This window comes from Neobacillus sp. S1115, from assembly GCF_055385565.1.
Genome location: NZ_AP038275.1, coordinates 5,190,094 through 5,202,133, shown reverse-complemented (window position 1 = coordinate 5,202,133; position 12,040 = coordinate 5,190,094). Strand labels below are relative to the sequence as shown.

At 43.4% G+C, this 12,040-nt stretch carries 12 protein-coding genes; 5 read left to right on the top strand and 7 right to left on the bottom strand.

Going from position 1 to position 12,040, the window contains the following annotated elements; all coding sequences use genetic code 11:
* Positions 1-3 precede the first annotated feature (3 nt).
* From ACZ5B7_RS25600 to ACZ5B7_RS25580, 5 genes are all read right to left on the bottom strand, one after another.
* Positions 4-762, bottom strand: a complete 759-nt coding sequence (locus tag ACZ5B7_RS25600; protein WP_464491429.1) for a (S)-benzoin forming benzil reductase — start codon at positions 760-762, stop codon at positions 4-6.
* Positions 763-1,128: 366 nt separating this feature from the next.
* The gene (locus tag ACZ5B7_RS25595) at positions 1,129-1,872 is read right to left on the bottom strand and encodes an ABC transporter ATP-binding protein (RefSeq protein ID WP_464491428.1); all 744 of its coding nucleotides are present in this window, start codon (positions 1,870-1,872) and stop codon (positions 1,129-1,131) included.
* Complete coding sequence (locus tag ACZ5B7_RS25590; RefSeq protein ID WP_464491427.1) at positions 1,869-2,567, bottom strand: ABC transporter permease; 699 nt, start codon at positions 2,565-2,567, stop codon at positions 1,869-1,871. The genes ACZ5B7_RS25595 and ACZ5B7_RS25590 overlap by 4 nt, the downstream gene beginning before the upstream one ends.
* A gap of 63 nt (positions 2,568-2,630) precedes the next feature.
* Positions 2,631-3,500: an ABC transporter substrate-binding protein gene (locus ACZ5B7_RS25585; RefSeq protein WP_464491426.1), complete on the bottom strand. Its 870-nt coding sequence runs from the start codon at positions 3,498-3,500 to the stop codon at positions 2,631-2,633.
* Complete coding sequence (locus ACZ5B7_RS25580; RefSeq protein WP_464491425.1) at positions 3,497-4,441, bottom strand: substrate-binding domain-containing protein; 945 nt, start codon at positions 4,439-4,441, stop codon at positions 3,497-3,499. The genes ACZ5B7_RS25585 and ACZ5B7_RS25580 overlap by 4 nt, the downstream gene beginning before the upstream one ends.
* A 302-nt stretch (positions 4,442-4,743) precedes the next feature.
* Between ACZ5B7_RS25580 and ACZ5B7_RS25575 the strand changes: the two genes are divergently transcribed.
* Positions 4,744-5,406, top strand: coding sequence for an FMN-dependent NADH-azoreductase (locus ACZ5B7_RS25575; protein WP_464491424.1), 663 nt, complete (start codon positions 4,744-4,746; stop codon positions 5,404-5,406).
* A 37-nt stretch (positions 5,407-5,443) separates the two neighbouring features.
* On the opposite strand, the gene ACZ5B7_RS25570 is transcribed toward ACZ5B7_RS25575, so the two are convergent.
* Positions 5,444-6,226 (bottom strand): undecaprenyl-diphosphate phosphatase, encoded by a 783-nt coding sequence (locus ACZ5B7_RS25570; protein ID WP_423799502.1) that lies wholly within the window; start codon positions 6,224-6,226, stop codon positions 5,444-5,446.
* A gap of 197 nt (positions 6,227-6,423) precedes the next feature.
* Between ACZ5B7_RS25570 and ACZ5B7_RS25565 the strand changes: the two genes are divergently transcribed.
* Entirely contained in the window at positions 6,424-7,182 is a 759-nt protein-coding gene (locus tag ACZ5B7_RS25565; RefSeq protein WP_464491423.1) for a DUF4931 domain-containing protein, read from the top strand.
* Positions 7,183-7,285: 103 nt separating this feature from the next.
* Positions 7,286-8,455 (top strand): rod shape-determining protein RodA, encoded by a 1,170-nt coding sequence (rodA, locus tag ACZ5B7_RS25560; RefSeq protein WP_464491422.1) that lies wholly within the window; start codon positions 7,286-7,288, stop codon positions 8,453-8,455.
* Positions 8,456-8,717: 262 nt separating this feature from the next.
* On the opposite strand, the gene ACZ5B7_RS25555 is transcribed toward rodA, so the two are convergent.
* Entirely contained in the window at positions 8,718-9,710 is a 993-nt protein-coding gene (locus tag ACZ5B7_RS25555; protein ID WP_464491421.1) for an ABC transporter substrate-binding protein, read from the bottom strand.
* Positions 9,711-9,964: 254 nt separating this feature from the next.
* Here ACZ5B7_RS25555 and ACZ5B7_RS25550 point away from each other — a divergent pair, with 254 nt between their 5' ends.
* A complete protein-coding gene (locus ACZ5B7_RS25550) occupies positions 9,965-10,969 on the top strand; it encodes a FecCD family ABC transporter permease (RefSeq protein ID WP_464491420.1) in 1,005 nt (334 codons plus the stop codon).
* A complete protein-coding gene (locus ACZ5B7_RS25545; protein ID WP_464491419.1) occupies positions 10,966-12,021 on the top strand; it encodes a FecCD family ABC transporter permease in 1,056 nt (351 codons plus the stop codon). The genes ACZ5B7_RS25550 and ACZ5B7_RS25545 overlap by 4 nt, the downstream gene beginning before the upstream one ends.
* Positions 12,022-12,040: the final 19 nt, after the last annotated feature.

The window sequence follows — 12,040 nt, the reverse complement described above, 5'->3', positions numbered from 1 at the left end:
TCTTTATGTAAGTAAATCATTAATATGGTAAACCTTCCCGCTTTCAACAGTTCCACTTAAGACAAGGTCTACTAATGCTCCGGCCACTACATCCGCTTTTAAGAGGACATTTTTTTCCTTGAACTCGATGAATTTTTCGAGATCTTTAAAGGCATCTTGGGATGAAGAGCGAATCGTTTCTTGCATCTTTGTATCCATAACCCCGGGGCTGAAGGCAAAAATTTTATGATTGGTTCCAAGTTCCCTTTGCTCGAGAGCCACTGTTTGCGTAAACATATTTAACCCGGCTTTTGAGCTGCAATATACGCTCCAGCCTTCAATAGGGTGGACAGCAGCCCCCGAAGTCACATTGATGACCTGAATGGTAGTGTTTGTATGCAGGGCTTTATTTAAAAATAGATTGGTAATCAAGATTGGCGCAATTAAATTCACCTTGATGTTCCGAATAGTCGGCGTTTGGTCCAGGCTGCCAACCGTATGGATCGGCTCAATCACACCAGCATTGTTGAAAAGAAGAATTTCTTCAGGCTCACCTTTAAAGATAAAATGGGCAACTTCCATAAAAACTTCCTGAACTTCTTTATCCAAGGCAAGATTACAGGAAAAATGTCTATAATTTACGCCTTTTTCAGCAGCAAGTTTTTTTAGTTCCTCATTTTCAGTTCGGGACACCGATATCACGGCCATTTGTTCTTGGAAAAGGCGCTTCGTAATAGCTTCGCCCAATCCTTTCGAGGCTCCGGTAACAATCGCATATTTCATGGAAAAATCCCCCTTAATTTTCATCCTTTCATTATTTTATGTTTGTAAAAGCTTTAATTCAAGAAAGAGGTTTCGGGAAAAATAAGTTTTATCAGCGGATCTAAGGAGTCAATCGGCGAATTTTAGACGTTAATCGGCGGATTGAACCAGTTTATCGGCGAATCTAAGCATTCTATCGGCGAATTGAAGGGGGCAATCGGCGAATTAAAAATGTCTATTAGCGAATTGAAGGGTTCTATTAGCGAATCAAAGCATTCTATTAGCGTAATTCAGGCCCCCTATTAGCGAATCCAAATTCCCGCTCCTCATCAGTACAGAACCAACAACCAAAAAAAGCAGCCCCCCGTAAAGAGAAGCTGCAAAAACTTAACGTGCAATCGGATAGAACTTCTTCCACTCATTTAAGAAGGACTGGGTGGAAGAATTGGGATGTTCAAGGACCCGAGGGGTAGGTCCGGATTGCTTCACTTCGCCGCCAACGATAATTGCCAGCCGGTTTGTCAGATAATGAATTTCCATCAAATCGTGACTCACAAACACAGCAGTTGTCCCGGTTGTGGAAATAATCTCCTTGAAATCCTCCATCAGCTTGATTTTCGTGGGAAAATCTAAAGCAGAAAATGGCTCATCAAGAAACAGGATTTCCGGCTCGACAATCATCGCTCGCGCCAAATTCACTCTTTGTGCTTCGCCGCCCGATAAATAGAGGGCATTTTTTTTCGCCAAATGACTAATACCAAACAACTCAAGCCAGCGCGTAACTTTTTCCTTAATGACACTTTTGGGAATCTTTCTTAACGTTAAACCAATGGCAATATTATAAAAAACAGTACCATCTAATAGTAATGACTGCTGCAGGGCAATCGAAAATTTCCGCCGCAACTCAAGAGGAGCGCTGCCAGAGGGAATTGTCTCACCGCGGTAAAGAATTTCACCACCCGAAGGCTTCTCTAAAAAAGCAATCAGCTTCAGCAAAGTGCTTTTCCCCGCACCGTTCGGGCCCATAATCCCCAGAAATTCGCCGCTTTCAATTTGAAATTCAGGAATGTTAAGGATGCTCCGGTTCCCCGCATCATAAGTGATATTTTTCAATTCAATTAACGGTGTCACGAAAAACGCCTCCTTTGCTGCAGAAAAGTTAACGCCGCTGTAATCAACAGGGCAAGGGATAACAGGATAAACGACAAAGCCAATGCGATATCAAAGTTACCTTTTGAAACCTCCATCACGATGGTGGTCGTTAGGATGCGGGTATCTCCCTGGATATTCCCGCCGACCATCATCGCAGCCCCCACCTCGGCAATAACCCGGCCAAAGCCCGCCATTATAGCCGCCACAATCGCAATTTTCGATTGCTTTAAGAGAATCATTAATGTTTGCAGCTTAGTAGCGCCTAGGGCTTTAATCTGTAGTAACATTTTCTCGTTTATTTGCTGGAAGGCAGAACTTGTCAGGCTTGTCACGATCGGTAACGAGACTAGTACCTGGGCCATTACAATGGCGGTCGGCGTATACAACATCCTCATCTCACCCAGCGGACCGGATCGCCATAAAAACATCGTAATCCAAAGACCGGCAACAACAGGGGGCAGGCCCATTCCCATATTGATAAATAATAATAAAACTCGACGGCCGCGGAATCGTGACAACCCAAGCAGGATCCCAAGCGGCAAGCCAATCAGGGTGCTAATCAAAATGGCAATCAGACAAACTTTTAGAGTCAGCCATGTAATCGCAAAAACCTCTGGATTACCGGTAAATATCATCTCTATCGCTTTCTTCAGTCCATCGATTAGCAGTTCCATAAGTACCTCCTGGTGCCGGGAAGGCCGTCCAATTAAAGGGCGGCCTCAAGCTTTGTTAAGATTTTATTCTGTATAGCTAATAAATAAAGATTGTCCGTATTCTTTCTTGCCAAAGTTTTCAATGACTTCTTGAGTCTTCTTATCTACCATGAATTTAACAAACTTTTCTCCGTCCTTGCTGTTGACCATATTATGTTTTTCAGGGTTAACCTGCATGACATGGTAAATGTTCATTAAATCTTGGCCGCCTTCAACGACGATTTTCAACGTGTCTAAGTTTTTCTCTTGAGCTAACCATGTGGCACGGTCTGTTAATACATAGCCTTTTTTCTCAGCAGCAACCTGGAGGGTTTGTCCCATTCCTTGACCAGTGGACACGTACCATTCACCTTCTGGCTTTATTGTATCTGCCTGCCAGATGCTTAGTTCTTTTTTGTGTGTACCAGAGTCGTCACCGCGTGAAATGAAAACACCCTTCGTATCAGCAATCTTTTTGAAGGCTGCTTTAATATCCTGGCCGCTTACACCGGCTGGGTTTTCCTTCGGCCCTACTAAAACAAAATCATTGTACATAACGCGTTTGTAGTTGATGGCATCGCCAGCGTCAACTACCGCTTTTTCAGCTGCAGGAGCGTGAACTAACAGGGCATCTGCTTCACCTTTTGTTCCCATTTCAAGGGCTTGTCCAGTACCAACTGCAATTGTTTTCACTTTTACGTTATTTTCTTTTTCAAACATTGGAATGATAACATCAAGCAGGCCGCTGTCCTGTGTGCTTGTAGTGGTTGCTAAAATCATTTCCGTTGGAGCTGGCTTTTCTGCTGTCTTCTTTTCTTTAGGAGCAGCATTTGTTTTCGTATCGGAATTGCCGCACGCTGATAAAATTAGAAGCATAAAAGCAAATAGAGTAATCAACAAACGATTTTTTCTCATAAAATTAGTTCCTCCGATGTAGTAGTTTGATAGATGATTTTTCCTAAATCTGAAACATCATAACCTTCGAGATTGGTTAAGCTGTTTTTGAAACTGTCTGATTGCAGGAAGCGAATGAGTTCCGCCAGGCTTTGTTTGTTCTCTTCTGTGAAGCGAAAAACAAGGTCGAAATTTTCCTTTGCTACCGGTATAAAATCAAGCCCTAACTGAATGGCAGCGGACTGAATGCCAAAGGCGACATCGACAATTCCACGGCTTATGTAGGAGGCGGCAGATAGATGGTTCCATTCTTCGTTACCATAGCCAAAAATTTTACTAGGATCTATTCCATAGCTTGATAGTTTAGAATCTAGTAAAAAGCGCGTTCCTGCACCTTTTTGCCTGTTAATAAAATGCACGTCTTTTCTTGTTAGGTCGTGGAAATCCTGTATCCCTTTTGGATTCCCTTTATTTACGATGAAGCCCTGCTCACGGGCGGCCAATCTCATCACCAAAATCGATTCATAAATAAATAATTGATGGATAAATGGCAGATTATATTCTTGTGATGTCGGGTCCAATAGATGGATGGCGGCAATATCAGATTGCCCTCGATATAAGAGCATCAACCCTTCCAAACTTCCGATATAGGAAGGCTGGATTTGCAGGCTTAGGGCACTCGCTACCTGTTTGGAAATATGCTCAACTAGAAAATCGTGGCTGCCGGACAAACGAATTGGTGCTGTATGATGGTAAACGGGTGAAGCCTGTTCTGTAGCCGGTTTCTTTGTTGGCGCTTTCATGTTTTCTTTATATCTTTCCAGTTCCGCATGTTCAATTCTCATTTTATTTCCTATTTTGAAGGCCTGGAGCTCTCCGCGTTTGATGAGCTCATAAACGGTGTGCTTGGAAATTTGAAAAATCTGCGCGACCTCATCGGGAGTATAGGCCTTTTCCTCCATAACAATCCCTCCTTTTTCCTTAACGCATAAGTGCAACTACGCCTCATGAACCGTCCTTTGGGGTTCGCCAATCGGCTAGTTTTCTAATATTTTAAAAAAATCATATCATATTGAATGTGACTTTTGTTAAGTTTTGTAAGGTTTTATTAAGTTTTGTTTAGAAATGTCACGAATCGTTCATGGTTATAATTAGAATTCATAATACGTTCACAAACTTCACCTATTGTTCAATAATGAGCATATGAAGTTTGTTGTACTATTAATAGAAGGAGATTAATTTTTCAAAAAGGGAAGGGATTTGAATGTCCAAGCTTTTATATATAACCGCCAATCCGAAAGTAGATTCAAAGCTTTCAAAAGGGGCACAGATCGGGGAAGTGTTTCTTGAGGAATTCAAGAAAATACAGCCAGATGTTGAAATTGAGCATATGCACCTTTACAGCATGGATATCCCTGAAATAGACATGGATTTATTATATGGCCGGGCCAAGCTTTCTTTTATGGGTTATACGAAGGAGCAGTTGTCTGAAGGCGAGCGGACGAAACTTGAAAAAATGCATGCGCTGGCCGAACGATTTATCGCGGCCGATTACTATGTGTTCGTGACGCCAATTTGGAATCTCGGCGCACCGCCGATTTTAAAATCGTTTATGGATTGTATGTTTCTTCATGGAAAAACCTTTACGAACACGGAAAACGGCCCGAAAGGATTGCTGACAGGAAGGAAGGCGCTTCATATCCAAACCCGCGGCGGCATTTATTCAACCGGCCCATTGGTTGAATTTGAAATGGGTGACCGCTATTTAAGAAAGGCCCTAGAATTCCTCGGCTTTGAATTAATGGACACCGTCTATGCCGAAGGGCTGGACCATTATCCAAAACAAATCCCGGAAATCATGGCAGCGGCAAAAGAAAAAGCGGCTGATGCGGCCAGAGAAATGGCGAAAGTAATTGTTACAATATAAAAAAACACGGCTCGCACCGGATTGCGAGCCGTGTTTTTTAGAATTTTCCCGTAAACTGAAAGAACAGCACAATTAATCCCAGCACCCAAACGTACACCGCAAACGGCTTCAAGGAATGCTTTTTCAAATAGCCGATCATCCATCTGACCGCTATATAACCGAAGAACGCAGAAGAGACAATTCCGACGAGTAAGGCAGACAGTGAAATTTCCTCCGCACTGCCGCCAAACAAATCCTTTGTTTGCAGAACAATCGCTCCGGCAATCGCCGGTGTTGACAACAGGAAGGAAAAATAGGCTGCCGTTTCCCGGTCAAGCTTACGCCAAAGCGCCGCCACAATCGTCATTCCCGAACGCGAAATGGCCGGCATAATCGCAACCGCCTGAAATGTGCCGATGATAAAAGCATCCTTATAGCTGATGTCGTCCATTCTCTTATGGCCGTTTTTCGCTGAATCGGCCAGCCACAGGAATAAACCTGTAATTAAAAACTCCCAGCCAATCGTTACACCCGTTTTCGAAATTTCATCAATATAATCTTTAAAGGCCAGACCGAAGATCACCGCTGGAATTGTTCCGACAATAAGCAAAAACGTTAATTTACTGAACGGTTTCTTGATGATTTTAATAAATTCATCCTTATAAAAGACAAACACAGCCAGCAATGTTCCCACATGCAGCATTGTATCAAGCAATAGGCCCGCTTCCTGCAGCCCGAACAAATTTCTTCCTAAATAAAGATGACCGGTGCTGGAAATCGGCAGAAATTCCGTCAGCCCTTGAATAATCCCGAGGATAAGTGCTTCAAGTTTGGTTAACATATATTCCCTCTCAGTTCATATTTTTTTGGCAAAGCCTGTACATTCCATTCATATGCGTATTTTTACTTATTCATGAAAATCATCTGTGTTTTTACAGTTATGAAAAACAAAATATCTCCTAAAAGACAAAATAGGTGCAAAGGTGCTGTATTCTCCCATAAAATAAAAGTATAGTAATCCTCGAGAGGAGAATCGGGTTGGAAAATAAACATCTTTATTTTAATACTTCCATTGGGGTCAAAAAGCCGGAAAATTACCGTAATAAAGAGCAGGCCTGTCCATTTTGCGCCAGAGAAGAGCTTACCGACCTGATTGAGGTCGATGGTCCGATTATTCTCTTGAAAAATAAATATCCCGTATTGGAAAATGCCTATCAAACCGTGTTAATTGAAACGGACGATTGTCATGGGGAACTATCCACCTATTCAAAAGAGCATTTACATAGATTGATTAGGTTTGGATTGAAGCATTGGCTGGAGATGGAAGAAAGCGGAGGCTTTAAGTCCGTTATTTTTTTCAAAAATCATGGCCCGTTATCTGGAGGCACCCTGGCCCATCCGCATATGCAAATTATTGGACTGAATGATCTTGACTATAAAGAAAAAGTCGAGCCTGAAATGTTTGATGGCATACTGATTGCTGAAGAAAATGGGGTCCGCTTTACGCTTTCCACTAAGCCCCGTGTTGGTTTTTACGAGTTTAATGTGGAAATGCCGGAGTTCGGCTATCAGGAGCGCTTTTCGGAATATATGCAAATGGCTGCTCATTATATTCTTCATCATTTTCCCTTTAGGGCGACGAGCTATAATATTTTCTTCCATCATCTTGATGGGAAAATTTACGCCAAGGTTGTACCTAGGTTTGTAACGACGCCGCTCTATATTGGCTACGGTCTTCCGCAGGTGCCAAATAATCTGAATTGGATGGCGGACGAACTAAAGCGGATTTATTTTTAGATTATGTAAATTCACCCAAACACAGTTTGAAAGTTGTGATTTGTGTTCATTAAAAATATAATGGAGGAATGTACAAGTTCTTTTTTTAAGGTGGGACTTCTTCGTGACTTCAAAGAACACAACCTCCAAGATTGATTACAGTCTTGTTTTGATAGTTTTATTGTTGTTTTTGGCTAGCTGTGTGTCGATATATAGTGCGCAGGCGAGCGGTCAATACAAGGAAAACTTTCTGCTGAAGCAAATTGTCTGGTATGCGGTTGGCGGCGGAATTGTCGCGGCGGTAATGACGCTGGATTCCGATCAGCTCCGCAAATTAACCTGGTACGCTTACGGCTTTGGTATCTTTTTGCTCGGCTTTTTAATTGTTGCACCGACCAGCATTGCTCCTGTAATTAACGGGGCGAAAAGCTGGTATAAGGTTCCTGGCATGGGATCTTTGCAGCCTTCTGAGTTTGTAAAGATTTTTATCATTTTGGCACTGGCGCGGGTGATTGATGACCATCATCAAAAAAATCAAGTTAAAACGCTGCAGACTGACTTTTGGCTGCTGGTGAAGCTTGGTCTTGTGACAATGTTGCCGTTGCTCTTGGTGATGCAGCAGCCTGACTTAGGAACATCGCTCGTATTTCTGGCCATTTTATTAGGGATGATCTTTATCTCGGGCATTTCATGGAAACTGCTTGTGCCGATGTTCTCAGCCGGAATTGTGCTTGCATCAACCATTCTCTATTTTGTTTTATGGAAGCCTGATTTGCTGGAAAAATATCTAGGTGTCAAACAGTATCAGTTCGGCCGGATTTATTCATGGCTCGACCCTTATAATTTCCAAAGCTCGGCCGGTTATCAGCTAACCAAATCGTTAATGGCGATTGGCTCTGGGCAAACTGGAGGGAAAGGCTATGGCCACCGGGAAGTATATTTGCCGGAAAGCCATACTGACTTTATTTTCAGTGTTGTCGGCGAGGAATTCGGTTTTATTGGTGCAAGTGTGCTGATTAGTTTATTCTTTTTGCTAATTTACCATATTACAAAGGTCGGAATGGAAACAAAGAATCATTTTTATACCTACATTTGTGTTGGTGTCATCAGCATGATTACCTTCCACGTCTTCCAAAACATCGGCATGACCATCGGCGTCCTGCCGATCACCGGTATTCCGCTCCCGTTCATCAGCTACGGGGGAAGCGCGTTGATGGGGAATATGCTGGGGCTGGGATTGATTTTTTCTATCAGGTATCATTATAAAAAGTATATGTTTTCGACAACGGCATAATTGGTTTGAAAAAGAGCGACATGGTTTCGCTCTTTTTTTCTGTTTGAATGAGTTTGGCGGATACATTTGGAAATCGGCGGATATCCCCCTGAACTTGGCGGATATCCGGCCAGATTTGGCGGATAACTTCTACGTTTCGGCGGATATCAGCCCCAATTTGGCGGATAACCCCCAAAGACAAGTCTCAATAGGAGAAAGAGCAGGGCTATTGTCTTGCCCTGCTCTTTCAATGTGAATTGTATATGGGAAGTTTTTTTAAAAACTATTTCTTAAGCATGATTTTTTCAAGATCATCTAGCATCAAGTTTGCCGCAATAACCCCTCCGGCAGTGTTCCAAACAGCATCGCTAACCTCATGGGCATTGCCGTTTTTAACTACATTTAAATTTTTCCAAAGCGGGTCCGTTGTCCATTCCTTAGCGGTATTTAAAGCAGTCTGGTCGCCGTTAGGAGCGTAAGTGAAGTAGAAAAGAACGTCCGCGTCCATTTTCGGGATGACCTCTTTGCCAACCTCAACTGCCAGATTTCCAAGTTTATTAGAAGGTGTAAACAGCTCAGCCTGCTGGGCAGCACGCTTAAATCCTAACTCTTTAAAAATCACCCCAGAGAAGGAATCTGTATAATAGATTCGGGATTTTCCAGCCATAAAGCGGACGACTGAAACCTCCTGATTTACTTTGTCACCGAGTTTTTCCTTTAATGATGCAACTTTATTATCGAAATCACTTAACACTTTGTTGCCTTTTTCTTCTTGATTGACAGCTTTTGCATATAATTTAAAGTTTTCCTTCCAATCTCCCCGCAGCGTTTCAGAAAAAACGGTTGGGGCAATTGCACTAAGTTGATTGTATACTGCTTCCTGCCGCATCTTGGTACCGATAATTAAGTCCGGCTTCAGTGCAACAATTTTTTCCACATTAACTTCGCTTTCAGTTCCGACAACTTCTACGCCATTCATGTCTTTTTTAATATGATCATACCATGGGTCGCCCAGCCAGGATTGAACAGCGCCGACTGGTTTAATGCCTAAAGCTAATAATGCTTCAGTTCCTTCGTTTGTCAAAACCACCACGCGTTTAGGTGTGCCTTTAATTGTGGCAGAGCCCATCGCATGTTCAACTGTATACGATTTTTCGGTTGTAGTTTCATTTTCCTTCTTCTCTGTTGATTTTTCTGTATTCCCGCCGCCGCAAGCCGCCAATAAGAAAACAGCCATGACGGAAAAGAGGGTTAGAAATGATTTTAATGCTTTCATCTAGGTATGTATCCTCCCTTATCTAATTGTGAATGATAATCATTTTCATTTACAATTTAATCATAAAGTGCCTGCCGTTCAACTGTCAACAGTTTTATTGAAAATAACTTTCAAAATCAATGACAATTTCCTGAAGGCTGGCAGGATCATAATTGAAAACGGTTATCAATTCAATTGACAATCATTATCAATTAGCGATAGACTAAAGTAGTGAGAGGATTTGACTAAAGATAAAGAGAGAAAGGTTTTTTAACATGCTTTTAAAAAGTTCCTCCTTAAAATGGGCCGGCCTATTGGCGGCTATTATTCTAATGCTGTTACTTATGTGTGCCAGTGTCATCTTTGGATATACAGACACGAATTTGCAAATGGCGATTGACGCTTTTACAAACAATAATGGCTCAAATGAGCATATCATCATTCAAACGGTCCGGCTGCCGCGGGCACTGATTGCTTCCGTAGTCGGCGCAAGTCTCGCTATTGCCGGAGTGTTAATGCAAACCCTAACAAAAAATCCGCTCGCATCGCCTGGAATCTTTGGAATAAATGCTGGAGCAGGGTTCGCAGTAGTCGTTGCGATCACCTTATTTTCTATTGATAGTACCCAGGGATTTAATGCGTTAGCCTTCCTTGGAGCAGCGGTCGCGGCCATCAGCGTTTATGTCATTGGCTCCGTAGGTCGCGGCGGTTTAACACCAATGAAACTCACATTAGCGGGTGCGGCCATGGCGGCTATGTTCTCGTCTTTTACGCAAGGTTTGCTCGTTTTGAACGAAGCCCTCTTGGATCAGGTGCTGTTTTGGCTCGCTGGCTCGGTCTCCGGCCGAAAGCTGGAAACGCTTGTTTCAGTCTTGCCATACATAGGAGCAGGCTGGCTTGGCTCCCTCCTGATTTCTGGAAAAATGAATATCCTTGCTATGGGGGAAGACGTAGCGAAAGGGCTTGGGTTAAATACCGGGTTCATTAAAATCGGCATTGGGGTGCTTGTCATTTTATTGGCTGGCGGATCAGTTGCCGTGGCCGGACCGATTGGTTTTGTGGGAATTGTCGTGCCGCATCTCACGAGGTCGATTGTTGGCATTGACCATCGCTGGGTCATTCCAATGGCCGGGGTTTTAGGTGCCATATTACTATTGGCAGCCGATATTGCTGCCCGATATTTGTTAATGCCGTCAGAGGTCCCTGTCGGCGTGATGACTGCCATCGTTGGAACTCCGTTCTTCATATACATTGCAAGAAAGGGGTTCAATGCACGATGAGCAAATATAAAAATTTCCGTCTGTTTAATGGCAGGTTCTCCGTTTTAATGGACCGAAAAGCTGGAATTACTTTTACCGTCCTGCTGATCATCACGTTTGCGGTTTTTGTCCTGAGTACGGGATCCGGGGAAATGAAAATTAATCCTCTAACAGTTTTAAAGGTTTTATTTGGCTCCGGGCCGGATATGGAGACGCTGGTCATCACCTCCTTCCGCCTGCCGCGCATTATTGTCGCCCTCATTGTTGGCATGTGTTTAGCAACAGCTGGCGGTATCTTACAAGGGATGATCCGCAATCCGCTGGCATCTCCTGATGTGTTGGGAATTACCGGCGGGGCGGCGGTTGCTGTTGTCGGCTTTTTGGCGATATTTAGCGACAAAAACCACTCGCTGACCGTCAGCATTGCTTGGCTCCCGCTAGCCGCTTTTATTGGCGCTGGGGTTGTAGCATTTTTAGTTTATTTCCTTGCTTGGAAAAATGGAGTTTCACCGATAAGGCTTGTGTTAATTGGAATCGGAATTTCCACCCTTATGCAGGCATTAACAACCCTTTTGATGGTGATGGGTCCCATTTATCAGGCGAGTCAGGCAAATATTTGGATTACCGGAACCGTCTATGGATCCAATTGGAAAAACGTCGCCATTCTTGCCCCATGGGCAGTGATTTTTTTGATTATTGCCTTTGTGGCAGCGCGGACGCTAAATATCCAAGAGCTTGGCGATGACGTAGCGACTGGCTTGGGTGAAAAGGTACAGAAGCACCGCTTTCTATTATTAATGATTAGTACGGCATTAATCGGCGGTTCCGTGGCATTTGCCGGCGGCATTGGCTTTGTCGGGCTAATGGCACCGCATATGGCGCGCAGGCTTGTCGGGTCGTCCTTTGGTGCGTTGCTGCCGGTTTCAGCATTGCTTGGCGGAATCCTTGTGATGCTGGCAGACCTGATTGGCCGGACGATGTTTTCACCGTTGGAGGTGCCTGCAGGAGTATTTACAGCAGGAATCGGTGCCCCTTACTTTATTTACTTACTTTTTAAAACTAGAAATATCTAAATCTTGCTGAAGGAGCTGG